The organism is Pseudomonas sp. FG43 (assembly GCF_057809175.1).
Genome location: NZ_JBMDJL010000009.1, coordinates 50,246 through 75,175, shown reverse-complemented (window position 1 = coordinate 75,175; position 24,930 = coordinate 50,246). Strand labels below are relative to the sequence as shown.

Sequence of the window (24,930 nt, the reverse complement as noted above, 5' to 3'; positions counted from 1 at the left end):
CTGTGCTTACCAATCAAGTTTCAGCAGGCTCTCGAACTCGCGAGGCTCTCCGCTTACCGGATCGATAAAACGCAACCCCTGGGCCAGAAGCTTCAATGGCCGATCATGCTCATCGACTGCATCCTTGATGACCTCGGGATAGAACGGGTCATTGCAGATCGCCGCACCCAGCGCCGCCATATGCACACGCAACTGGTGCTTCTTGCCGGTCACCGGATAAAGCCCGTAGCGCCATAACTCCCCGTTGCGCTCACGGACTTCGATGCGGGTCTGGGTATTGCTTGCGCCAGGCCCTTCCTGCATGCGGAAAAACGGCTCGCCATCCACCAGCCGGCTCTCATGTACCCGAGGAAACTCAAGTTCGGGCAGCGCAGGTGCGATAGCTTCATAACGCTTGTCGATCTTTCGGGTGGGAAACAACGCCTGATAGGCCGAGCGGCTTTGCTTGTTGGCCGAAAACAGCACCAGCCCGCTGGTATGCCGGTCGATGCGGTGCAGCGGAACCAGATCCGGGTTATCCAGCCGATGGATCAACCTTCGCAGCAGGGTTTGCTCGACATATTCGCCAGCAGGCGTAACCGGTAGAAACGGGGGCTTGTCGGCCACCACCAGATGCTCGTCGGCGTACAGGATCGTTTCCACGACCGGGATCGGCGTTTCGTTCGGGACTTCGCGAAAGTAGTGAATCTTCAGGCCTTCGCGATACGCCAGATCGGACGACACAGGCATGCCATTGGCATCCAGCACCCTGCCGCGGGCGATGCGGTCCAGCCATTGCTCACGACTGATGGCAGTGAATCGCGCGCACAGGCAGTCGAGTACCGTCACCCATGGGCCGGGCGGCAGATACAGGGTACTGGCTTGGTTATGTGCGGCAACGAAGACGGACTCGGACATGCGTGGGTATGACTCTTGAGAAAGCTGGAACGACTGGCCCGGCATTATCCCTCAAGGGCTTGATCCCCGCTATCCGGGCGATAACCGAACGAAATCACCACAGGCCCCGAGATAGAAACTGCGGCACTTTGAACCATCTGGTACATTTTGCTGGAATCTTTGCCCGACACCGGGCAGTGACGCCAAAACAAGAGACAGAAAGTCATGACCCAGATTGAAAAACCGTCCATTCTCGCAGGCTTGATCGGCTCGGGTATCCAGGCCTCACGGACCCCGTCGATGCATGAGCATGAAGGCGATGCGCAGGGCTTTCGCTATCTGTATCGACTGATCGATATCGACACTCTCAAGCTGGACATCAACGCGCTGCCGCGCTTGCTGGAAGGTGCCCAGAACAGCGGCTTCACGGGCCTGAACATCACCTTCCCCTGCAAGCAGGCGGTCATCCCGTTACTGGACGAACTCTCCGATGAAGCTCGCGGCATAGGCGCGGTCAACACCGTAGTGTTCAAGGATGGCAAGCGCATCGGCCACAACACCGATTGCCTGGGTTTTGCCGAAGGGTTGCAGCGCGGTCTGGCTGAAGCACCGCGTCAGCATGTGGTGCAGATGGGCGCTGGAGGTGCGGGTGCAGCCGTGGCCCATGCGCTGCTCAGTGCAGGCGTGCAACGTTTGAGTGTGTTCGAGGTAGAGCCTGAACGCGCCCGAGGCCTGGTCGATAACCTCAATACGTTTTTCGGCGCAGGCCGGGCTCAGGTGGGCATCGATCTGCCTGGCGCAATGGCCGAAGCCGACGGGCTGGTCAACACCACACCCGTGGGCATGGCCAAGTTGCCCGGCACGCCATTGCCGGTAGAACTGCTGCGCCCTGAGTTGTGGGTCGCGGAAATCATTTACTTCCCGCTGGAAACCGAACTGCTCAAACATGCCCGCGCACTGGGTTGCCGCACGCTCGATGGCTCAACCATGGCCGTCTTTCAGGCGGTCAAGGCCTTCGAGCTGTTCAGTGGCCACCCCGCCAATGCAGAACGCATGATGAGCCACTTTCACAGCCTGTAAGGCTCAGCGCTTGAGATAACTCAGGACAGCGTCACAGATCATGGTTTTGTGACGCTGCCTGACTTCATCGCTCCACAGTTCGATCTGGAATATCTCGCTGAACGTGTGGCGGTTGGAAATGCGATAGAAGCAGAACGAACTGATCATCAGGTGCAGGTCCACCGGATGGACACCTTCGCGGAACAACCCTAGCGACTCCCCACGCCGCAGAATATCGTCCAGCGCCCGGATGATGTTCTGGCTCTTGGCCTGGATCGAATCGGATTGTTTGACGTTCTCGCCGTTGTGGATGTTTTCGATGCACACGATCCGCACGAAATCGACATTGCGGTCATGGTGATCGAAGGTGAACTCAACAACCCGGTGGATGGCCTCTACCGGTTCGAGTTCGCCCAGATTCAACTGGCTTTCGGTGGTGCGGATATCGCCGTAGAGTTTTTCCAGCACTTCAACGTACAGCTGCTCCTTGCTACCGAAGTAGTAATAGATCATCCGTTTCGACGTCTTGGTGCGCTCGGCGATGGCATCGACCCGTGCCCCGGTCAACCCATAGGCAACGAACTCGACGATGGCCGCCTGCAGGATATCCTCGCGGGTTTTCTCCGGATTGTTCTTGCGGCTCTTGCGCAGCACATCGACTGGCTCGATGGCCGCGGAGTCGGCAGTTTTTTTCATTATTCGCTCACGACCACGGTTGAATCCCGGATTATGAAGCTCGTAATGGATGGAGGGAAGCTGCGAAGCACTCCTGTGCTGCGCAGCCCGGTATCAAGGGTCAGAGACGTGCCTGACGCGCCGCCACATTACGGGCCTTGGCCATGGCCGCCAGCCGTACCGGAACATTGGCCGCGCCATAACCGACATAATCGTTCTTGCGTTGCAGAATCTCGAAGAAGAAACGCCCGTCGAAGGCATCGGTGTAGACATGGAACAGTTCGCCGCCCTGTGCATCGCGGTCGTACAGCACGTTGTAATAGGCCAGCTCGCTGAGGAACTCGTCATCAAAGTCGAAGCGTGCGGCCAGGTCATCGTAATAGTTGAGCGGGATGTCCAGCAAAGGCACGCCTGCCTCCTTGGCACGACGGACTTCGGCAAAGATGTCTTCGCACGAGAACGCGATGTGATGCACGCCGGAGCCACGATAACTCGACAAGGCATGGGAAATCGCGGTGTTGCGATTTTCCGAAATGTTCAGCGGCAAGCGAATCGTGCTGCAACGGCTGCGCAATGCACGGCTTTTGACCAGCCCGTAAGGATCGGGAAGCACCACTTCGTCATCGGCCTCGAAATCCAGCAGGCTCTTGTAGAACAGCACCCAGCTATCGAGACTGTCTGCCGGTAGCGCCATGGCCATGTGGTCAATGCGCTGCAGGCCGCCCTGATCTCTGGTTTTGGGATCGACGACAAAATCGATGTCATAGATCGACTGGCCAGGCTCCGCGCCCTGGACCAGATAGATCAGGCTGCCATCGGGCGCACGCACTGAAGGGATTTCCCGCTCGTTCGGCCCGACCAACCCACGGTAGGGTTGGCCCTTGAACGCTCGCGCACGCTCCAGCGCCCTGTTGCCATCATCCACTCGCAAGGCAGTGGCGCACAACGAAGGGCCATGGGCCTCGAAAAAGCTGTGGGCAAAGGAATAGGGTTCAGCATTGAGCACAATCTTGATATCGCCCTGCCCCAGCAGGCTCACAGCCTTGGAACGGTGCTGCCCCAAGCGCGCAAAACCGAGGCGCTCCAGCCAGCCGGACAAGCGCGCGCCCTGCGTTTCATCAACCGCGAACTCAAGAAACTCGACGCCACTGTAGGTGCTGGCAGGCGGCGGGTTGAAGAGGATTTCGGAAGCAACCGGTTCGGCCTCCCGGGCCAGGAGTTGGCGGGTTTTTTCTTCCAGGTAGAGCAAGGAGCGAAAACCGTCAGCAGCGTTGGCACGTGTCGGTGCAGCCCGAAAACCGTCGTTGAAGACTTCCAGCGACAGAGGGCCGGTGTAACCACTGCGCAGGATCGGGGCCAGAAAGCCCGGCAGGTCGAACTCGCCTTGCCCGGGGAAGCAGCGAAAATGCCGGCTCCACTCCAGCACGTCCATGGCCAGGATCGGCGCATCGGCCATTTGCACGAAAAAGATCTTGTCGCCGGGAATCTGTGCAATGGCACTTGGATCGCCCTTGAGTGACAAGGTGTGGAAGCTGTCGAGCAATACACCCAGCGCCGGGTGATCAACCTGACGTACGAGATTCCAGACCTGTTGCCAGGTATTTACATGGCGCCCCCAGGCCAGGGCTTCATAGCCCACCCGCAGGTTACGCGCACCGGCACGCTCGGCCAGCAGGCTCAGGTCATCCAGCAGGATATTTTCATCGCCCACCGAATCGGCGGCGGCATTGCTGCAGACCAGCACCAGGTCGGTGCCCAGTTCCTGCATCAGATCGAACTTGCGTTCGGCACGATCGACATTACGCTGAAGGCGGTCACGACGGCAGCCTTCAAAATCACGAAACGGCTGGAACAAGGTGATGGCGATGCCCAGGTCGGCGCAGATCTGCCTGACGTTGCGCGGGCTGCCGTCGTAATACAAAAGGTCGTTCTCGAAAATCTCTACCCCATCGAAACCCGCTGCAGCAACGGCTTCGAGCTTTTCCGGCAGAGTACCGCTCAGGGATACGGTGGCAATAGAACGCTGCATGCTTTGAGCTCCTGGATGAGCACAACCTCTTCGGGTCGTGACTGGACAGCACCGCATTCTAGGCCTGACTCGGCCTCATTCAGGGGTGCGAGTAAAGTATTTCCCTGTCAAAATGCCAGATCAACAGAAAGTGTACGAACCGGTTAGTTTTGCGTTCGATTATCGAACAAAAGCCATTTTCCTCGATTGACGCTGTTTCGATCAGTCCTCACCATCTGCCACACATTACAGGATCACCTCGTGTCTGTTTTCCGCTTCACGGCAACAACCCCATAACAATTTCAAAAAACAGGAATATTGCTCATGTCGACCCTCCTTGCGCCGTCCGCCCCCATCTCGATACGCCATACCCGGTCACTGGACCGACGATACCTGTCGGTCGTTCCCACGACCCGACCCATCGACGCCTGAATCAACCCAGCGCACTCGAAGGGTTCAACCTGTAAGATGCTGGCCCGTCAAATCGTCCAGAAGATGCCCGTGCGTAAATGGCCACTGGCATAACGATTCAACGACGTCACTTTTTTACATGTACAGCGCCTGAGTCGAGTGGACTTCTCAAGTCCGACTGTAGCGAACTGCACAGTCTTGGAACGGATGGTTAGAACATCATGATCAACACCCAAACCAACCCCGTCGCCCGGGCTGCCCGGGCGGGCATCGGCGAAAAGATTCGTGGTGCCATGGCTGTAGGCAAGACCCGCTGGGGCATGCTTGCCCTGGTGTTCTTCGCCACCACCCTGAACTACATCGACCGTGCAGCCCTTGGTGTCATGCAGCCAATCCTGGCCAAGGAAATGAGCTGGACGGCGATGGACTACGCCAATATCAACTTCTGGTTCCAGGTCGGCTATGCGGTGGGCTTCGTGCTGCAAGGCCGGTTCATTGACCGGGTCGGCGTCAAGCGCGCCTTTTTCCTGGCCGTGCTGCTGTGGAGCCTGGCAACCGGTGCCCACGGCCTGGCAACTTCGGCTGTCGGTTTCATGGTCTGCCGCTTCATTCTGGGCCTGACCGAAGCCGCCAACTACCCGGCCTGCGTCAAGACCACACGCCTGTGGTTCCCGGCAGGTGAACGCGCAGTGGCCACCGGCATCTTCAACGCCGGGACCAACGTCGGCGCCATGCTGACGCCTGCTCTGTTGCCATTGATCCTGACTGTCTGGGGCTGGCAGGCTGCATTCGTGGCCATGGGCTCGCTCGGTCTGTTCTGGGTCATCATCTGGCGCCTGAAGTATTACAACCCGGAAGAACACCCGACCCTGCGCAAGAGCGAACTGGACTACATCAATCAGGAAGTCGAACCTGAGCCGGTCAAGGTGCCCTTCTCGCAGATCCTGAAAATGCGCGGCACCTGGGCGTTCGCAGTGGCCTACTCGCTGACTGCGCCTGTGTTCTGGTTCTACCTGTACTGGCTGCCGCCGTTTCTCAACCAGCAATACAACCTGGGTATCAGCGTCACGCAAATGGGTATTCCGCTGATCCTGATCTGGCTGACTGCCGACGTCGGCAGCATCGGTGGTGGCATCCTGTCTTCCTGGCTGATCGGACGTGGCGTACGGGCAACCACCGCACGCCTGATATCGATGCTGATCTTCGCCATCACCATCTGTAGCGTGATCTTCGCCGCCAATGCCAGCGGATTGTGGATCGCCGTACTGGCCATCTCGGTGGCAGTGGGTGCGCATCAGGCGTGGACAGCGAATATCTGGAGCCTGGTGATGGACTACACGCCCAAGCACATGATGAGCACTGTATTCGGCTTCGGCGGGATGTGTGCGGCTATCGGCGGGATGTTCATGACCCAGTTGGTCGGCGCGGTACTGACTGCCACCAACAACAATTACAACGTGCTGTTCACCATGATCCCGGCGATGTACTTCATTGCCCTGACCTGGATGTTCTTCATGGCACCACGCAAGGTGCCGAAGATCAGCGAGCAATAAAAATCAGTTTTAAGGCTGGGGTCACAATCCGTGGGAGTGGCCTTGGCCGCGACAGCCCGGTTTCAGGCGCTGAAAATGTGTTGCCTGTAAGCTGGTCGTCGCGGCCAAGGCCACTCCCACAAGTGCCTGTCTGCCTTGAATCACCCCTTGCTACGCTGCTGCCACGCTGCCGCAAGCCCGCTCAGACAGATGATCACGATACCGACCTGTGCAATGGGTGACGGCATGTGGTCGAAAACCATAAACCCCAGCAAGCCTGCAAAGACAATCTGGCAGTAACTGAACGGCGCCAGGATCGCCGGGGCGGTGAAGCGGAACGCCTGGGTCAGCAGCAAATGAGCGGACATCCCGCACGCCCCCAACGCCAATAGAAACGGCCAGTGCTTGAGTTCAGGCGTCTGCCAGAAAAACGGCACCAGCGCGCTCATCAGCAAAGTGTTGAACAGGCCGGCAAAGAAATTGCTGGTGGTCGGGCTGTCGTATGGGCTGACCAGTCGGGTCAACAACTGGTACACCGCAAAACACAAGGCCGAAGACAGCGGCAGCAGAATCGCTGGCGTAAACAGTTCACCGCCCGGGTGAATGATCACGATGACCCCCGAGAACCCCACCACGACCGCAACCCACTGACCGCGGGTGACACGCTCCTTCAACAGCGGCACCGACAATGCCGTGACCAGCAACGGCGCAAGGAAGTTGACCGCCGTGGCTTCGGCCTGCGGGATGAACATCAGGCTGCTGGTAAACAACAGGCTGGTGCCCAGCAGGGCCAACGCACGCAAGACCTGAAAACCCGGTCGCTTGGTACGTAACACACGCAGCCCTGCCGACGGCACGAAGATGAACGCCATGAGCAGCGTATGGACCAGATAGCGGGCCCAGACCACCAGAATGATCGGATAGAAGCCGGAAAGGTACTTGGAAAGCGTGTCATGGCTGGCGAACAGAAAAGTCGCCAGCAGGATCAGGCCAATCCCCTTGAGGGGTTGATTGACACCGGATAGCGGCGTGCTGGTAGTGCTCATCGGGCTTCCTTGTTCAGGCATGCAACTGAATATTCACGCGCCTCGGTCAGAGGGCTCGCAACCGTTTTTTGAGTGAGCATCGCAGGCGCAAACCGGGACGTCTTGTTAAAATGTTCTAACCAGTTAATTTTTGGTCGATAATCGCACAGAATAGAGTTTTTCCAATTGCAGCCACTTCTTTGGTCTTTACTATCAGAGCCAGTTGTACTGCCCACATAATGATAAGAAGGCTCCTACCTCATGCGCTTGAAATCCAACTGCAAAATCCTTTGCGGCTTTTCTGCGGCTATCACAGCCAGTCTCGCTCCCACCCTCACCCAGGCCGCAGGCTTCGTCGACGACGCCAAGGTGGGCTTGAACCTACGCAACTTCTTTATCAACCGCAACTTCGTCGACCCGGACAACGCCCAGAACGGCGCCCAGGAATGGACCCAGAACTTCATTCTCGACGCCCGCTCCGGCTTCACTCAAGGCACCGTCGGATTTGGTGTCGATGTACTGGGGATCTACTCCCTCAAGCTTGACGGCGGCAAAGGTTCGGGCGGTACACAACTGCTGCCGATTCATGATGACGGACGCCCCGCCGATGATTTCGGACGACTGGGCGTCGCGGCCAAGGCGCGTTTCTCCAAGACCGAACTGAAAGTCGGCGAATGGATGCCGGTGCTGCCCATCCTGCGCTCCGACGATGGCCGCTCGCTGCCTCAGACCTTCCGTGGCGGCCAGATCACCTCGAAGGAAATCGACGGCCTGACACTCTACGGCGGCCAGTTCCGCGCCAATAGCCCACGCAACGACGCGAGCATGGAAGACATGTCGATGCAGGGTCGCGGAGCGTTCACCTCCGACCGCTTCAACTTTGGTGGCGGCGAATACACCTTCAACGAAAAACGCACCCTGGTCGGGCTCTGGTATGCCCAGCTTGAAGACATCTACCAGCAACAATATCTCAACGTGGTCCATAGCCAGCCGCTGGGCAGTTGGGTGCTGGGTGCCAACCTCGGCTACTTCAACGGCAAGGATGACGGTCGTTCGCTGGCCGGCGACATGGACAACAAGACCTGGTCGGCCATGCTCTCGGCCCGCCATGGCAGCAACACCTTCTACATCGGCTTGCAGAAAGTCAGCGGTGACAGCGCCTGGATGCGGGTCAATGGCACCAGTGGCGGCACCCTGGCCAACGACAGCTACAACTCCAGCTTCGAAAACGCCAAGGAAAGATCCTGGCAACTGCGCCATGACTACGATTTCGCCGCACTCGGCCTGCCCGGCCTGACCCTGATGAACCGCTATATCAGTGGCGAGAACGTGCACACCGGCACCATCACCAATGGCGAAGAATGGGCTCGGGAATCGGAACTGGCCTATGTCTTCCAGAGCGGCTCGCTCAAGAACCTGTCCTTCAAGTGGCGCAACTCCAGCATGCGCCGTGATTACAGCACCAACCAGTTCGATGAGAACCGTCTGATCATCAGCTATCCGTTGTCGCTGCTCTGATAGAAAAAGGCCGCCAGGGAAAAACCTGGCGGCCTTTTCATGAGCCCGACATCACTCCTTGTTCAACGACTCCACACCCATCTCGTCCCACACTTCTTCAGCAAGGTGGAACGTCGCATTGGCTGCCGGAATCCCGCAGTAGATCGCACTCTGCATCAGCACTTCCTTGATCTCGTCACGGGTCACGCCATTGTTTTTGGCGGCCTTGAGATGCAGACGCAACTCCCCTTCGCGATTCATGCCGATCAGCATGGCGATGGTGACAAGGCTGCGGGTATGACGCGGCAAACCAGGGCGAGTCCAGATATCACCCCAGGCATGGCGGGTGATCATCTCCTGAAACTCCTCGTTGAACGGGGTCAGTTTTTTCAGGCTGTTATCGACATGAGTATCGCCGAGCACCGCACGACGAACCTGCATGCCGGCCTGATAGCGTTCTTCTTCGTTCATTGCTTGATCCTTGTGTATTCGGCCACGGCACGTTCGACCCAGAGTCGGGCCTGACCAAGGTAATGGGCCGGATCGAGCAGGCGATCCAGCTCCTGGGATGACAATTGGGCAGAGACTTGCGGATCCTCGCCCAGCACCTGACGCAGATGCACGCCCTGCTGGACTGCCCGACGACAGTTCTGCTCGACCAGATGATGCGCAGCGTCACGACCAATACGCTGAGCCAGAGCAATGCTGACGGCTTCAGCCAGCACCAGCCCGCGAGTGGAATCCAGATTGGCCAGCATGCGCGGCTCATCGACTTCAAGCCCGGGCACGACCTGCAAAGCCTGTTGCAACGAACCGGACACCAGGCAGCAGAGTTCCGGCAAGGTTTCCCATTCGGCATGCCACAGGCCAAGGCTGCGTTCGTGTTCCTGAGGCATGGCCGCGAACATCGTGGCAACCAGCCCCGGCGCGCGGGTTGCCGCGCCGATCATCACCGCGGCACCCACCGGATTGCGCTTGTGGGGCATGGTCGAAGAGCCGCCCTTGCCTGCCGCAGCGGGCTCGAACACTTCGCCCACTTCAGTCTGCATCAACAGGCTGATGTCCCGGCCAACCTTGCCCAGGCTGCCGGCGATCATTCCCAACAGGCTGGCGAACTCCACCAGACGGTCACGCTGGGTATGCCAGGGTTGCTCGGGCACACTCAACTGCAACTCGCCCGCCAAAGCCTCGGCCACCGCAAAAGCTCGATCACCCAAGGCCGCCAGACTGCCGGAAGCGCCACCGAATTGCAGACACAGCAGGCGTGGTTTGATTTCGTCCAGGCGCTGGCGATGCCGGGTCACCGCCCCCAACCAGCCAGCGATCTTCATGCCCAGCGTCACAGGGGTCGCCTGTTGCAGCCAGGTGCGCCCGGCCAGTGGCGTCTGTGCATGACGCTTGGCCTGCTCGGCAAGAGCGTCGGCCAGTTGCTCCAGATCACGCTCCAACAGGTCAATGGCACGGCGCACTTGCAGGACCAGCCCGGTATCCATCACATCCTGACTGGTGGCGCCCATATGCACGTAACGTTCGGCTTCAGGGTTACGCAGGGCAATCTGCTTGCCCAAGACCTTGACCAGCGGAATCGCCGAGTTGCCCGCATTACCGATGGCAATCGCCAGCGCATCGAAATCGAACAACTCGGCTCGGCAGCTTTCACCAATATCGGCCACGACTTCACCGGGAATCAGGCCAACCTGCGCCTGAGCCCTGGCCAGTGCGGCCTCGAAATCCAGCATGCCCTGCACTCGCCCGGCGTCGGAGAAAACCTCGCGCATTCGAGACTGAGTGAAATAGGCATCGAAAAGTTGATTGCTCGGTCTGTTCACATCACCGCTCCAGGTAAAAAATCAGGTGGCGTCCGCATGGCTGACCCAGCCCTTGATCAGGATCGCCAACGCCGCCAGCGCGGCCGGGATCACCAGCGCGGTCAGGACCTGCTCGAAACTCCAGCCCAACCCCAGCAAGGTCGCACCGGCCCAGGCACCAAGAATGGCACCAAAGCGACCGATGCCCAGCATCCATGAAACGCCCGTGGCGCGGCCCTGAGTCGGATAGAACCGGGCAGCCAGCGAAGGCATCGCCGACTGCGCGCCATTGATACACATGCCCGCCATCAGAACGAGCGTCGCCAGCAGCGCGACATTGTGCAGGCTCTGCCCGACCAGCCAGGCGAAGACACCGGCCAGCGCATAGGCCACACCAATGACCTTGTGCGGATTGAAACGGTCCATGGCCCAACCGACACCCACAGCACTGAGCACACCGCCAAACTGGAACAAGGCACCAATGAATGCCGACTGCTCCATGCTCGCGCCGCTGTCACGCATCAAGGTCGGCAACCAGCTGGTCAACAGATAAACGATCACCAGCCCCATGAAATAGGTCAGCCACAACAACAGGGTGCCGGCGCTGTAAGTGCCGGAAAAAATCACTTTCAGCACATTGCGGCTGCTGACGGTCTTTTGTTCCGGAACGCTGAACTCACTGGCTTCGGCCACCTCATGCGGCGCAATAGGCGACAGAACCTTGCGAACCCTCTCGGCACCACGATTGCGTACCACCAGAAAACGCGCAGATTCCGGCAGCCAGACCATCAGCACCACCGCCAACAGCAACGGCAGAATACCGCCGAGCATCAACAGGCTATGCCATCCCAGGCTGGGAATCATTTTGGCCGAGACAAAACCGCCGCACGCCATGCCCAGATTGAAACCACAGAACATGCTGGTGACCAGCAGAGACTTGAGGCGTTCCGGGGTGTATTCGGACAGCAATGTGGTGGCGTTGGGCATTGCCGCACCCAGCCCCAGGCCGGTCAGCAGACGCAGCACCAACAACTGATCGATATTGCTGCTGTAGGCCGAGGCCAGGCTGAACAGCCCGAATACAAACACCGCGACAACCAGCACAACCTTGCGCCCGAAACGGTCAGCCAGCGGCCCCGACCCCAGTGCGCCAAACACCATGCCGATCAGGGCAGCGCTCATGACCGGCCCCAGACTGGAACGGTCAATGCCCCAATCCTGACTCAACGCCGGGGCGATAAACCCCATGGCCGCCGTATCCAGACCGTCGAGAAAAACAATCAGAAAGCACAACGCAACAATGCGCCACTGATACCTGGACAGTGGCTGACTGTTGATGAAGACCTGCACGTCGAGCGTGCCCTTGGCGGGCTCGCGAGCTGAAAGCGTCATGGATGTTTCCTTTTATTTTTATAAGGTCGCCAGCCAATGCTGGCGCCGTACAACGCACGCAGTGACGCTTTGTTCAAAAGTCGAAAAACACCGTTTCGTTCGCGCCCTGAATATAAATATCGAAACGGTAGGCCAGCTGGCCATCGACGCTGCAACGCCGGGCAACGAGGGTTTCGCGGCGTGGCGGCTGCTCGATCAGGTTCAGCACCGGATCGACCGCATTGGCCTGAGGCTCATCGTCGAAATACAGCCGCGTCTGCAAGTGGATATTGATACCTCGGGCAAACAGCGAAACGTTGATATGAGCCGCCATCGGCACTCCGGCGGCGTTACGCACGACACCCGGCTTGATGGTCTTCAACGTCCAGAGGCCATCATCGCCCGTCGCGGTGCGACCAAAGCCGTTGAAGGGCTTGTCGGCTGCGTAGACGTTGTCATAGATGCCATTGTGATCGGCCTGCCAGAACTCCAGAAACGCATCGCGAATCAAGTGGCCGTTGCCATCGTAGACATTCCCCAGCAACAGGATGTGCTCACCCGCTGCACCGGGCTTGGCCATCTCGTTCCAGATTTCCAGCTCGCGGGTCGGGTTACCGGCTATTTCCAGCGCCAGACCGATATGCACATAAGGGCCAGCGGTTTGCGAAGGCGTTTCCTGCAACAGTTGAACGGGCATGTCGAAACCTCCTCAGCAGTTTTCAAAGTGAGTCTTGCGCTGGCCGCGCAGAACGATATCAAAGCGATAAGCCAGGCAATCCATCGGATTGCCCATGCCGAGGTCAAGCCTGGCGATCAGGCTCTGGACCGCATCGGGGTTGGTAATCGACTTCACGATCGGGCAGATCGGAATCAACGGATCGCCCTCGAAATACAGCTGGGTGATCAGCCGCGTGGCAATCGAAGGGCCGCTGACCGAAACATGGATATGCGCAGGACGCCAGTCATTGGGACCGTTGCGCCATGGGTACGGACCGGGTTTGACGGTGCGGAAGCTGTAGTTGCCTTCACTGTCGGTCAGGGTCCGGCCGACACCGCCGAAATTGGGGTCGATGGGTGCCAGATAGCTGTCGCGCTTGTGACGATAGCGGCCACCGGCATTGGCCTGCCAGATTTCCACCAGCGTGTGCGGAACCGGCTTGCCGTACTGATCGCAGACCCGACCGGCGACGATGATGCGCTCACCGATGGGCAAGCCACCATTGTTGAAGTTGAGCAACAGATCGTTGTCATGCTGACCGAACTTCAGGTGTGAAAAATCCGGGCCACTGGCTTCGGAAACGGACTGCGGAATGCTGACCAGCGCCTGGCGCGGCGAGCGCAGGATCGAGGTCTTGTAATCGGGTGTCAGTGCTTTGGGATGCCAGTTACGATCCCGAATGACGAAGCGGCTATTGTCCGCGACAGACATGGCGTTCTCCTTGTTCTTTTTATGGAGAGCGCAAGTGTCCATCACTTGCGCTGCAGGCTGCGGCGAAGTGTCGCGTGATAGTACTTAATCGAAAATTGAAAATATTTGCAGCATCCATAACCAAATGGTTATGTATATCGCCCGTCACGATACGCCTCGCCCACCCCGCGCAATTCGTCCACGCACCACTGGGCAGCCCGCGATAACGGCAAGGCGGGATTACTGCACAGGCCCACGGAGCCACCCGGCTCGCGAATCCCCATGTCCAGTTCCACCAGGGTGCCGCTCTGCAATTCCTGAAGCACGGCATCCAGCGGCGCAATCCATATCGCATTGCTGCACTGTACATAACGCCGACTCAGGGTAAGCGACAGGGTTTCCAGACGCTGGCGTGGCGGCTGAATGCCGTATTGCACGAACAGACTGTCGGCGAACTTGCGGATGGTGGTGCCTGCCAGCGGCAGGACCAGAGGGAAACTCTCCAGGCTTTCGCGCTTGAGCGGTGCAGCCAGCAACGGATGATCGTTGCGCACCACCAGCGTCATCGACTCGTTGTACAGATGCTCGAAAGTCAGGCCCTGAATCTGCGGACTATCGGTCATGCGCCCTACGACCAGATCCAGTTCCCCGACCCGCAACTGCGACAGCAGATAGGCGCTGGGGCCGGTCATCACGCTGACGACCAGAGCCGGATGCCGCTCGTGCAGCTTGGTGATGACTTCAGGCACCAGCAGGCTTTCAGCGGTAGACAGCACGCCCAGCCGGGCCGTGACCGTTTCATGCTCCCCCGAACGCAGGCTACTGACGCCTTCACGCAACGCCTGCACACTCGGCCCGGCAAAACGCATGAACGCCACGCCCGCCTCAGTCAGGGCAGCGCCGCTCTTGCTACGCACGAAAAGCGTGGTTGCCAGCAGGGTTTCCAGCTCCTTGAGGCTCTTGGACAGTGCGGGCTGACTGATTGCCAGTGCATCGCAAGCCCGAGCCAGACTGCCCTGGCGTGCCACTTCAAGAAAGCACACCAGATGACGAAACTTGATTCGGGTATCGATATTCAATGCGCATCGGGCCTTTTGAAGTTAGGAGTGAAGCTGCTTATCTGCTGAGGAAAAACGCTACCTGTTCGCTATCGAAGGGCCAGTCCAGTTCGGCCCCGGTATCGACGCGCCGCAACACAGGAATCCGCAGGCCATAATCTTCAAAAAAAGCCTCGTTTTCGGCGATATCCACCAACTCGACCAGCAGGCCATGCTCGACCAATGGAAGCAGAATCGCTTCAGCGACCTCACACAGATGGCAACCCAAGGTACCGAACAATTGGCATTCGGGAGGCATGGAAAACATCCTCTGGGATAGAAATGACGTAGGCCGACCATTCTAGGACTGTTGATGTTTCAACGCGAGTTGTCTTGCGGGTCTCGCCATTCCGGCTGCCTGAAAGCCTCCTCGGAGCCGGACATCTTCGTTGAGATCCGGTCGAGCAGTTTTTCGGCGTTGTACTTGGTGGTCGTGCTGCTGATAGCAATGACCAACAGCCCGGCAAAAACGGCGCTTGAAGGAATCCGTGTGCCGGAATGGTTTTCCAGACAGGCCAGGAATGCGCAAGCGGCCAGAGAACCCAACAAGGCACCGGCGACCGCTTCGGGCAGAGGATGAATGAAGGGCGCCACGCAATAGACGCTGAACAACCAGCCCAGCAGCAATCCCATGGCCGCTGCTGGCCAGCGCAACCGGTGACGAATCTGCCGGGCCAACAGGCTCAAGCCGACCGTCAACACCAGACAGGTATTCATGGCATGACCGCTGAGGACATAGACTCCCAGACTGTCCAGCGCCACGCCCCAGCCCTTGAACAGGATCTTGCTGGCAACCACGGTCGAGTACGCCACCAGCAAGGTCAGGCCCCACAACAGCGCCGCCGTTCTGGATCGGGTTGCCCAGAGCCAGCCTCCAATGACCAGAGCGGCCGGAAGCATGATCGTGATGCCGCCGTAGGGCGTAAGTGTCTGCAAGCCCATCGGCAAGGTTCCTGATCATGGCGTCTCAATGACCGCGCATCACAGCAGAAACCCATGGCTCCTCGCCAGACATGATTTTCTATGAGCCCACCATCCGGGCGTCATTTCTAAAGCGCCGTTTACAGAATTCGTTGGCACGGTCGAGGACCGGCTTCTCGAAGCAGCGATAGCCCACCCAGCCATAACACACCACGGCAGCCATCATCAGCACCGCAAAGAACAGGTTGTCCAGATAGCTTTGCGGCCATGCGCCCACCCAATGCCAGACCCGACCTATCACGCCCAGCACCAGCAGATGCGACAGATAAACCGTATAGGACATATCGCCTACGGCAATCAGAAACCGGGGCATTGCGATTTTCTTGCGTCGTTCCAGCAATGCAAGGCTCAACACCAGTCCGCCGAATGTCGCCCCGACGGCCAGCATGCGTAACAAACCCTGGCTGTCGTAGAGACGATAGACACCGATCAGGGGCATGCCCACCAACGCAATGACCAGCAACAGCCAGAGCGCCGCAGTCGGCACACGCGAGCTGTGTGGCCCATAGAAGAACAGCGCCAGCGCCACACCGATGATGAATTCCAGCGAATAGGGATGCAGGATGATCTTCAGCGCCGGTGAGTAGTCTTCCCAGTTCTCCAGGGCATTGAACACCACGATGACCAAGGCCCAGATCGCCAGCAACACTGGCAGGCTTCGCTCCCGGAACCACAGGAAGCCGGAAAACATCAGGTAAAACCACAGCTCGAACACCAGCGACCAGGCCACCATCACCAGCAGGACTTTATCGTTGGGCAGCAACAGAAAGGACATCAGCAGATTGGATGAACCATGGCCGCTGTTGACCAGACCGGGCATGGCCAGATACACCCCGAGGGTGATCAAGAAATACAGCCAGTAGGTCGGGTAGATTCGCGAAACACGGTTGAACAGAAAGCGCTGAGCCTCGACGCTGTTCTGGAAACGCCCGCGACTGACAATCACCATCACAAAGCCGCTGATCACAAAGAACAGATCGACGCCCAACTGGAAAAATTCGAGAAAAGGCGGCAGAAGAATATCGCCCCCGGAAAACTTTTCCTCCAATGACATCATATGGAACAGCACGACGCCCAACACCGCCACGCCCCTGAGCCCTTGCAGGGAATACAGCCGCTCCATGCCTTTCTCCATTACTGACCACCGTTGCTCCATGGCAACGCAGTACTCGATTACCGACCCCACAATTCGATAGAGAGCATAGCCAAGCGTGGAAATTATGAAACCCCGGGCTCATGCCGTTCAGTTGCACCTGTAGGGAAGCAATCCGACAGGGGCAAGGCACAATCACGCAAAATCTTCGACAATGCATTACCTTTGTTCTGGTCAGTTGCATCGACGCCCGCCTGCATCCCGGGCAGCACACGCCAAATTAGCGCGCTCGCCCCCGATGGCGCACCAACATAAGTCAAAAGCTGCTGCGCCCGGGCTGGACGCGGCAATTGAAATGAACCTTCACGAATCCGCTGCACTCGAAACATCCATACGCCACCTGACGGAGAAAAACATGGCTCGCCAAACAGCACAGAATGCTCAAGAGATATTGATGGCAGATTTTCAGACTCTGGTCGCCGACACCGAAAAACTGCTTGAGCACACCGCCACACTCGCCGGTGATCAGGCAGACGAGCTACGCAATCAGATCCACGAGAGCCTGTTGCGTGCCCGCGAAACCCTGAAGCTGACCGAAGAATCCCTGCGCGAACGCGGTCAGGCAGCCGTTACCGCCACGGAAGATTATGTCCAGAACAATCCATGGCAATCGGTGGGTATCGCTGCCGGTGTCGGGTTCATCCTGGGCCTGCTGGCCACGAGGCGCTGATCCCATGAGCCTCGGAACTGAATCAGGGTCGCCCAAGGCTGACCAGGGCTCTTCACCGCGGCGCCTGGGCGCTGCATTTCTTGGCTTGCTGCACAGCCATGTCGAACTGTTCGGGATCGAGTTGCAGGAACAGAAAGCCCGCACCTTGAGCCTGCTGCTGTTCGCCGGGCTGGCACTGGTATTTGCCCTGTTGCTGTTGACCGGACTATCGGCACTGCTCCTGATCATTCTGTGGGACAGCTATCGTCTGGCCGGCATCATTGGCCTGTGCTCGTTCTATTTCCTGGCAGCGGTGTTCTGTGGATTGCGCCTGAAAGAGGCAATCTTCGACGAGTCTTCGCCCTTCAGTGCGACCCTCGAAGAACTGGCCAACGACCGTGAGCGATTGATGCCATGAATGAACCGAAGTCGCACAGCGGCAATACCCGGCGTGAACTGCGCAAGGCGCTGATTCGCCTGCGCATGGAAATGCATCGCCAGGAAATACGTCACGAGTCGGCACACCTGCTACAGCCCTTGCAACGGGTGCGCGGCCTGAAAAACGACTGGCAAGGCGCCCTGGGCATCAAGCATGCGCCCCTGTGGGGAATGGGTGCCGTCGCCCTGTTGGGTTTCTTCAGTGGACGAGGGGCCAAAAGCGGACAGACCAGCGCCCTGAGCCGCATGGTCAAACTGGGGGTCACCTTGTTGCCCCTGCTCAAGGTCGCACTGCAAAACCGTACGGGCAAACACTGACCTGCGTTTGGCTACATTCTTGCAACATATGTAACAAGTGCCCGCCCCGAATCTGATTCGGGGCGCGTCTTGGTGCTGTGTAAGTAAGGAGAAATATGTGAAAGGGCAACCCCTTGCCTGCTTTCAGCCATTCATCGATACCGCTACCGGCCGCATTGCCGGTGTTGAAGCTCTGGGAAGAATTCGTAAGGAAAACGGCCAGCTGGAATCGGTCGGCCCGTTGTTCTCTGACCCGAAAGTGCCTGCCGCCGACCTGCGTCACCTTGACCGGATGATCAGGGACAATGCCCTGAGCCGTTTGCATGAAGCGCCCGATGACTGGTTTCTGAGCCTGAATATCTCGCCCCGCTGGATCAGCCGTCTTCGACCCGGACAAGCCCTCCCCAGCCTTGAGCAGTTGTATCGACACAACGTTCCTCCTGAACGCATCGTGTTTGAAATAACCGAACTGGGCGGTGACAGCCAGCGGCTGACCGATGTTGTCGCACGCTATCGCGAGGCCGGAGCCCGTATCGCCATTGACGACTTCGGTGCCGGTTACTCGCAACTGGACCGCGTGCTGGCCCTGCAACCGGACATTCTCAAGCTCGACATGCGCCTGTTCCAGGCCGCAGCACGGGGCGGCCCCAGCAGTGATGTGGTCAAGGCTCTGGCCCTGATGGCAGAAAAGACCGGTTGCTGGATCATTGCAGAAGGCGTGGAAACCGAGGCCGAACTGAATTTCGCCCTGGAATGCGGCTCGCGCTATGTTCAGGGGTATCTGTTCGCCAGGGGTGAGCTGGACTTTTTTGCCGCCGATGCCTTCGTCAGGCAATTTGCAGAACTGCGAGATCGTTACGTCCTGCAAAAGGTCGCAGAGCGTGCCCGACTGATGGGGCTGCGCCAGCAACTGACACAACTGATGCAGCTCCTGCAACGCTGGGCAGAAAAGAAACTGCCGGTCAGCGATTTGCCACAAGTACAGAACTATCCGTGGCTGCTGCGTTTCTATCAATGCGACCGGCATGGCACCCAACTCACGCCAAACCTGGAATGGCTCGATGGTGCCTGGCACGCCGATGCACGATATCTGGGGCATAACTGGTCCTGGCGACCCTATTTCTATCACCTTCTGGCCGAAGGCTGGGACGAGCGCAGGCTGACCCTGTCCAACACCTATCGCGATGCGACAAGCAATCAGTATTGCCTGACCGCCGGGCAGTTCTTCGACAATGGCAACCGCCTGCTGCTGATCGATATCGACGCCGCCGGGATGTGACAGGCCTTGCGGTCCGACGACTGAACCGGGAAGCTAGGCCCGTCTCGAAAATAACGGAGTGAAAGCCTTGGATTGGCAGACCCTGCTTAACCGCGAACGACTCGGCAAGCCGCTGCATAGCCCTGAAGAACTGGGGCGCAGCCCTTTCCACAAAGACCATGACCGCATCATCTTCTCGGGTGCCTTCCGGCGTCTGGGGCGCAAGACACAAGTCCATCCGGTTTCGAGCAACGACCACATCCACACACGCCTGACCCACTCGCTGGAAGTCAGTTGCGTCGGGCGTTCGCTGGGTATGCGCGTTGGTGAAACCCTGCGCGGCGCCCTGCCCGACTGGTGCGACCCCAGCGACCTGGGCATGGTGGTGCAATCGGCTTGCCTGGCCCATGACATCGGCAATCCGCCGTTCGGCCATTCGGGTGAAGACGCGATCCGCAACTGGTTCAACCAGGCTGCCAGACGCGGCTGGCTCGATGCGATGAGCGAAACCGAGCGCAACGACTTCCTCAACTTCGAAGGCAACGCCCAGGGCTTTCGTGTCCTGACCCAACTGGAATATCACCAGTTCGACGGCGGCACCCGCCTGACCTACGCCACTCTGGGCACCTACCTCAAATACCCGTGGACCGCCCGGCACGCCGACTCACTGGGCTACAAGAAGCACAAGTTCGGCTGCTATCAGAGCGAACTGCCGATCCTTGAACAGATCGCCCATAAACTGGGCCTGCCACAACTGGAAGATCAGCGCTGGGCGCGCCACCCTCTGGTTTACCTGATGGAGGCCGCCGATGACATCTGCTACGCCCTGATCGACCTGGAAGACGGGCTGGAAATGGAGCTGCTGGACTACGCAGAAGTCGAGTCACTGCTGCTGGGGCTGGTAGGCGATGACCTGCCCGAAACCTATCGCCAACTGGGTCCCGGTGACTCGCGCCGCCGCAAACTGGCCATATTGCGCGGCAAGGCCATCGAGCACCTGACCAATGCCGCCGCCCGCGCCTTCGTTGAGCAGCAGGATGCCTTGCTGGCCGGTACGCTTCCCGGCGATCTGGTCGAGCACATGCATGGTCCGGCCAAGCGTTGCGTGCTGAACGCCAAGGACATGGCGCGCAAGAAGATTTTCCAGGACAAGCGCAAGACCCTGCATGAGATCGGTGCCTATACCACCCTTGAAATCCTGCTCAATGCCTTCTGCGGCGCGGCTGTCGAGCAATTCGGAGGACGTGCGCCATCGTTCAAGAACAGGCGCATCCTTGACCTGCTGGGCAATAACGCACCCGACCCCAAGGCACCCTTGCACACGTCATTCCTGCGCATGATCGACTTCATCGCCGGCATGACCGACAGCTATGCCACCGAAATGGCCAGGGAAATGACCGGACGCTCCGGGCAGATATGAAGTACCGACTGGCCGGACACACTCGATTCATGTGTCCGGTCATCACGGCCATGCACAACAACTTCAGAAAAGGCCTACACACAGGCCAAAAACGTCCTATCGCCTCCCCTTCACAGCTCCCCCAATAATCCAGCCACTTTAACTGCCGGACTGGCAAACGCCAGCGAGGCACTCTGCCGCCTTGCCGGAAACCCCATGTTTAAAAACGACTTGCGAATCCTGCTGGTAGAGGATCACCCCTTTCAACTGATCGCCACCCAGATCCTGCTGAACAACCAAGGATATTTCCTGCTGACTCCGGCCCTCAATGCCCTGGAGGCCATGGCCGCCATGGAGCGCAGCACGGAACCCTACGACCTTCTGCTGTGCGACCAGTGCCTGCCCGAGCACATGGGGTTCGACCTGATCGACGAGGCCTACAAGAAGGGTTTCATACGACAGGCCATCGTTCTGAGCGGCCTGGACCCGTCACATCTTCAAGAGCTGGAGCAACAGGCCATTGAGCGCGGGATTCCGCTGCTGGGTTGCCTGAGCAAGCCTCTGCACGGCCCAGACCTCTCCCGCCTGCTGGCCAGACTGCCCGGCCGCTGACTCCCGGGTTTTCAATATTCCGGCTCCAGCGTATCAAGACTGGCACTACGCCAGTGAATACACCTTTGCACTGTAGGCAACCGACGATTCCTGTGAAGGGTAATTCCCAAACGCAATAAACAAGATGAAACTCAATAACTGATCCGCACACTAGAACAGACTGTTTTTTTAAAAACTTAAATCCCGACGTGGGCTTTTACGTACTCCGATACTCTAATTACTGTAGGAACTTTCCTATATACACCTGCCGAGCGGGTCCATTCATGTGCCTGCCCGAACATCTGAGCTAAGGTGCGCGCTTTCTTCGCTGCTTGTATGGATTGAATTATGAACTCAGTTTTTATCATCGACGATCATCCCGTTATTCGCCTGGCCGTCAGGATGCTGCTGGAAAACGAAAACTATGAAGTGGTCGGCGAAACCGATAACGGCGTGGACGCCATGCAAATGGTCCGCGAATGCATGCCTGACCTGATCATCCTTGACATCAGTATCCCCAAGCTCGATGGCCTGGAAGTACTGGCCCGCTTCAACAGCATGGGCCTGTCATCGAAAATCCTCGTGCTGACCTCGCAAACCCCCACTATTTTCGCCATTCGCTGCATGCAATCCGGAGCAGCCGGTTATGTGTGTAAACAGGAAGACCTGAGCGAACTCCTGAGTTCTGTTAAAGCGGTATTATCCGGCTACAATTACTTTCCCAGTCAGGCATTGACCCCGGCCGTTCGCGAAGATGGCCAGCCCAGCGAAATAGAACTGTTCAAACTGGTGAATGATCGCGAATTGATGGTACTGCAATTATTTGCCCAGGGGCGCTCCAACAAGGAAATCGCCAAGGGCATGTTTCTCAGCAACAAGACCGTCAGCACTTACAAGACCCGACTCATGCAAAAGCTGAAAACAAAAACCTTGGTAGAACTTATCGAGATGGCAAAACGCAACGCGCTAGTGTGAGAACCCGGATGCCCAAGTGCTTTAAACATTTTCTGATACTGGCAACGAGCATATGCCTAGGCTGGAGCATACCTACCAACCTTGAGGCGGCGGACCACTACACCCTGCTCGGCCGTTCAAGCCCGACTCACATGGATGTGAAGCTGGACAGCGCCCAGTGGCAATGGGTACGTAGCAAGCGTGAACTGACTCTTGGCACATCGGCACCGGACTACCCGCCATTCGATATCACCATTTCCGGCAATGACTACGAAGGCATCACGGCCGATTACGCCAGCATCCTCTCGCGGGCACTGGACCTCCCCGTCAGGGTCCAGCGCTTTGAAAACCGTGAAGCCGCGATGAACGCGCTCATAACCGGCCAGATAGACCTCCTGGGAAGCGCCAATGGCTTTGAAGCCGTGGACCGCAACATCAGACTCTCAATACCCTACGCAGTGGACCAGCCCGTTCTGCTCGTGCGCTCAGGCGATACACGTTCATTGACCGACGGCCTGAAGGGCATGCGTCTGAGCATGGTCTATCACTACCTGCCCCTGGCCGAGGTTCAGGCGCTCTATCCCGATGCAATCCTGCAAACCTACCCCTCTTTTCAGAACGCCATCAATGCTGTGGCTTTCAATCAGGCCGATGTCTTTCTCGGCGACACCATTTCCACGCAATACATCATCAACAAGGGCTATCTGAACAATGTAAAAATGGCCAGTTTCGGCAAGCACGAAGCCAACGGCTTCAGCTTTGCCATCAGCAATGAAAACTCACCGCTACTGGGCATCGTCAATCAGACACTCAAGGCCATTCCGGTCGACGAGCGCATCGACATTTCCAAACGCTGGGGCGCCGGCATCGATATGCTGCTGACCGACCAGAAACTGCAACTGACCCAACGCGAAGAGCGCTGGATTGCCCGCCACCCGACAGTGCGCGTGGCCGTCAACGAAACCTATGCTCCCTTGACCTTTTACGACGCCAACGGCAATTTCCGGGGCATTACCGCAGACCTGCTTGAACTCGTACGCCTGCGTACCGGCCTGAAGTTCGAGGTGATACGCGCATCAAGCTCAAGCGACATGATGAACCAGGTGATTCAGGGGCAGGCAGACATGATCGGTGCCATGGCTTCAAGCGATGAGCGCGCAGACCTGTTCAGCTTCAGCCGTCCCTATATCGACAACTCCTTCGTCCTGATAACCCGCAAGGACCCGGACGCTCCGTCCTATCTGGAACAGATGGGCAAGATGCGTCTTGCAATCATCCAGGGCAGCCCGATACTGCCCTGGTTGCGACGCGAATACCCCGATGTTGTCGCGGTAGAAATCGATAACCCGTTCCAGGCGCTGGACATGCTTGCCACTGGCAAGGTCGAGGGCGCGATCACGTCTCTGCTCAGCGCAAACTACTTCCTGTCCTCAGGTGTATTCGAGGAACGGCTACAGATCACGGCCACCGTTGGCGAGGACCCGGCGCTTATTTCCATGGCCACCTCACGCAACGCCCTCGAACTCACCTCGATTCTCGACAAGGCCCTGACCAGCATTGCGCCACAGGACCTGGCAACCATCAATAACCGCTGGCGCTCGTATACGCCAGTCGGCGTCACATGGCACAACTACCAGCGCCTCATCTATCAGATCCTCACCGGCGCCGGCCTGCTGCTGCTCGGCCTGCTGGTCTGGAATGCCTACATGCGCCGCCAGATAAAACAGCGTGAGGCAGCAGAACGGGCGCTGGGCGATCAACTGGAATTCATGAGCGCGCTGGTCAACGGCACACCGCACCCGATCTACGTCCGTGACCGCGAAGGCTTGCTGCGCATGTGCAACGACAGCTACCTCAATGTATTCGAGGCCCGCCGTGAAAACATCATCGGCAAGAGCGCTACCGAAGGCGTGCTGAGCAATGCATTCGAGGCCAGTGAATACGCCGCCGACTACCAGCGCGTCATGGCCAGCGGCACGCCCTTGATTCTCGATCGGACCCTGCATATCGGCGAACGCCAGCTGACCATCTACCACTGGATATTGCCGTTTCGCGATTCCCTCGCCGAAGTGCAAGGCATCATCGGTGGCTGGATCGATATCAGCGAACGCCGTCAGTTGATCGAAGAACTGCAAGCAGCCAAGGAACTGGCCGACAATGCCAACCGGGCAAAGAGCACCTTTCTTGCGACCATGAGCCACGAAATCCGCACGCCCATGAACGCGATGAATGGCGCTATTCGTAGAATTCTTTAGAGTATGACCACATCGACCATTTTTGTAAAATGTACAGCCGGTTTACGATGCAAACGTACCAATATCCCCGTATTCGAACGGTAGCGGTGAACAACGAACAATGAAAATCAGCTTTGTGTAGCTCCGGGAATGATGTGCTGTGGGTCAGGTTCCTATGGGCGCATCAATGTGACATCATCCATGCTACG

Annotated in this window: 23 protein-coding genes and 1 pseudogene; 11 read left to right on the top strand and 13 right to left on the bottom strand. The window is 58.2% G+C overall.

The genetic code is table 11. From position 1 onward, the window contains the following. Nucleotides 1-6: 6 nt before the first annotated feature. Nucleotides 7-897 (bottom strand): pseudouridine synthase, encoded by an 891-nt coding sequence (locus ACODS3_RS12775; RefSeq protein WP_489034564.1) that lies wholly within the window; start codon nucleotides 895-897, stop codon nucleotides 7-9. A gap of 204 nt (nucleotides 898-1,101) precedes the next feature. Here ACODS3_RS12775 and ACODS3_RS12770 point away from each other — a divergent pair, with 204 nt between their 5' ends. Further along, a complete protein-coding gene (locus tag ACODS3_RS12770; RefSeq protein WP_489034562.1) occupies nucleotides 1,102-1,956 on the top strand; it encodes a shikimate dehydrogenase in 855 nt (284 codons plus the stop codon). Between the two features lie 3 nt (nucleotides 1,957-1,959). On the opposite strand, the gene ACODS3_RS12765 is transcribed toward ACODS3_RS12770, so the two are convergent. Next, nucleotides 1,960-2,631: a TetR/AcrR family transcriptional regulator gene (locus ACODS3_RS12765; protein ID WP_201006904.1), complete on the bottom strand. Its 672-nt coding sequence runs from the start codon at nucleotides 2,629-2,631 to the stop codon at nucleotides 1,960-1,962. A 100-nt stretch (nucleotides 2,632-2,731) separates the two neighbouring features. After that, nucleotides 2,732-4,639, bottom strand: a complete 1,908-nt coding sequence (gene quiC / locus ACODS3_RS12760; RefSeq protein ID WP_201019074.1) for a 3-dehydroshikimate dehydratase QuiC — start codon at nucleotides 4,637-4,639, stop codon at nucleotides 2,732-2,734. Nucleotides 4,640-5,250: 611 nt separating this feature from the next. On the opposite strand from quiC, the gene ACODS3_RS12755 reads away from it, so the two are divergent. Next, entirely contained in the window at nucleotides 5,251-6,582 is a 1,332-nt protein-coding gene (locus ACODS3_RS12755; protein WP_201019073.1) for an MFS transporter, read from the top strand. Between the two features lie 140 nt (nucleotides 6,583-6,722). Here ACODS3_RS12755 and ACODS3_RS12750 read toward each other — a convergent pair whose 3' ends face one another. Next, nucleotides 6,723-7,607 carry a DMT family transporter gene (locus ACODS3_RS12750; RefSeq protein ID WP_201019072.1) on the bottom strand — a complete coding sequence of 295 codons (885 nt, stop codon included), beginning with the start codon at nucleotides 7,605-7,607 and terminating at the stop codon, nucleotides 6,723-6,725. Nucleotides 7,608-7,847: 240 nt separating this feature from the next. On the opposite strand from ACODS3_RS12750, the gene ACODS3_RS12745 reads away from it, so the two are divergent. Beyond that, entirely contained in the window at nucleotides 7,848-9,104 is a 1,257-nt protein-coding gene (locus tag ACODS3_RS12745; RefSeq protein WP_201006898.1) for an OprD family porin, read from the top strand. A 51-nt stretch (nucleotides 9,105-9,155) separates the two neighbouring features. On the opposite strand, the gene pcaC is transcribed toward ACODS3_RS12745, so the two are convergent. The 9 genes from pcaC to ACODS3_RS12700 form a co-directional block, all read right to left on the bottom strand. Then, nucleotides 9,156-9,554 (bottom strand): 4-carboxymuconolactone decarboxylase, encoded by a 399-nt coding sequence (gene pcaC, locus ACODS3_RS12740; protein ID WP_201019071.1) that lies wholly within the window; start codon nucleotides 9,552-9,554, stop codon nucleotides 9,156-9,158. After that, nucleotides 9,551-10,912, bottom strand: a complete 1,362-nt coding sequence (locus ACODS3_RS12735; RefSeq protein ID WP_489034558.1) for a 3-carboxy-cis,cis-muconate cycloisomerase — start codon at nucleotides 10,910-10,912, stop codon at nucleotides 9,551-9,553. The genes pcaC and ACODS3_RS12735 overlap by 4 nt, the downstream gene beginning before the upstream one ends. Nucleotides 10,913-10,933: 21 nt before the next feature. After that, nucleotides 10,934-12,283: a 4-hydroxybenzoate transporter PcaK gene (gene pcaK / locus ACODS3_RS12730; protein WP_201019069.1), complete on the bottom strand. Its 1,350-nt coding sequence runs from the start codon at nucleotides 12,281-12,283 to the stop codon at nucleotides 10,934-10,936. Nucleotides 12,284-12,356: 73 nt separating this feature from the next. Further along, complete coding sequence (gene pcaG, locus ACODS3_RS12725; protein WP_489034556.1) at nucleotides 12,357-12,959, bottom strand: protocatechuate 3,4-dioxygenase subunit alpha; 603 nt, start codon at nucleotides 12,957-12,959, stop codon at nucleotides 12,357-12,359. 12 nt (nucleotides 12,960-12,971) lie between these two features. Beyond that, nucleotides 12,972-13,691 (bottom strand): protocatechuate 3,4-dioxygenase subunit beta, encoded by a 720-nt coding sequence (gene pcaH, locus ACODS3_RS12720; protein WP_025260530.1) that lies wholly within the window; start codon nucleotides 13,689-13,691, stop codon nucleotides 12,972-12,974. 128 nt (nucleotides 13,692-13,819) lie between these two features. Beyond that, nucleotides 13,820-14,749 (bottom strand): pca operon transcription factor PcaQ, encoded by a 930-nt coding sequence (gene pcaQ, locus ACODS3_RS12715; protein WP_489034554.1) that lies wholly within the window; start codon nucleotides 14,747-14,749, stop codon nucleotides 13,820-13,822. Nucleotides 14,750-14,786: 37 nt separating this feature from the next. Next, nucleotides 14,787-15,026 (bottom strand): glutaredoxin family protein, encoded by a 240-nt coding sequence (locus tag ACODS3_RS12710; RefSeq protein ID WP_201019066.1) that lies wholly within the window; start codon nucleotides 15,024-15,026, stop codon nucleotides 14,787-14,789. 59 nt (nucleotides 15,027-15,085) lie between these two features. Next, nucleotides 15,086-15,709, bottom strand: coding sequence for a hypothetical protein (locus ACODS3_RS12705; protein WP_489034552.1), 624 nt, complete (start codon nucleotides 15,707-15,709; stop codon nucleotides 15,086-15,088). A gap of 79 nt (nucleotides 15,710-15,788) precedes the next feature. Then, nucleotides 15,789-16,871: an acyltransferase family protein gene (locus ACODS3_RS12700; RefSeq protein WP_489034550.1), complete on the bottom strand. Its 1,083-nt coding sequence runs from the start codon at nucleotides 16,869-16,871 to the stop codon at nucleotides 15,789-15,791. Nucleotides 16,872-17,256: 385 nt separating this feature from the next. On the opposite strand from ACODS3_RS12700, the gene ACODS3_RS12695 reads away from it, so the two are divergent. The 8 genes and pseudogenes from ACODS3_RS12695 to ACODS3_RS12660 form a co-directional block, all read left to right on the top strand. Continuing rightward, nucleotides 17,257-17,571, top strand: coding sequence for an ElaB/YgaM/YqjD family protein (locus ACODS3_RS12695; RefSeq protein WP_201019063.1), 315 nt, complete (start codon nucleotides 17,257-17,259; stop codon nucleotides 17,569-17,571). Nucleotides 17,572-17,575: 4 nt separating this feature from the next. Beyond that, complete coding sequence (locus ACODS3_RS12690; protein ID WP_117165662.1) at nucleotides 17,576-17,968, top strand: phage holin family protein; 393 nt, start codon at nucleotides 17,576-17,578, stop codon at nucleotides 17,966-17,968. Then, nucleotides 17,965-18,306, top strand: coding sequence for a hypothetical protein (locus ACODS3_RS12685; RefSeq protein ID WP_201019062.1), 342 nt, complete (start codon nucleotides 17,965-17,967; stop codon nucleotides 18,304-18,306). Before ACODS3_RS12690 ends, ACODS3_RS12685 begins: the two co-directional genes overlap by 4 nt. A 97-nt stretch (nucleotides 18,307-18,403) precedes the next feature. Next, nucleotides 18,404-19,564, top strand: a complete 1,161-nt coding sequence (locus ACODS3_RS12680; protein ID WP_201019061.1) for an EAL domain-containing protein — start codon at nucleotides 18,404-18,406, stop codon at nucleotides 19,562-19,564. Nucleotides 19,565-19,631: 67 nt separating this feature from the next. Further along, the gene (locus tag ACODS3_RS12675) at nucleotides 19,632-20,963 is read left to right on the top strand and encodes a deoxyguanosinetriphosphate triphosphohydrolase (RefSeq protein WP_489034547.1); all 1,332 of its coding nucleotides are present in this window, start codon (nucleotides 19,632-19,634) and stop codon (nucleotides 20,961-20,963) included. A 195-nt stretch (nucleotides 20,964-21,158) separates the two neighbouring features. Next, the gene (locus ACODS3_RS12670; RefSeq protein WP_201019060.1) at nucleotides 21,159-21,554 is read left to right on the top strand and encodes a response regulator; all 396 of its coding nucleotides are present in this window, start codon (nucleotides 21,159-21,161) and stop codon (nucleotides 21,552-21,554) included. Nucleotides 21,555-21,881: 327 nt separating this feature from the next. Continuing rightward, nucleotides 21,882-22,508: a response regulator transcription factor gene (locus ACODS3_RS12665; RefSeq protein WP_201006881.1), complete on the top strand. Its 627-nt coding sequence runs from the start codon at nucleotides 21,882-21,884 to the stop codon at nucleotides 22,506-22,508. An 8-nt stretch (nucleotides 22,509-22,516) separates the two neighbouring features. Next, nucleotides 22,517-24,739, top strand: a pseudogene (locus ACODS3_RS12660) (transporter substrate-binding domain-containing protein); the annotation flags it as partial. Nucleotides 24,740-24,930 lie beyond the last annotated feature (191 nt).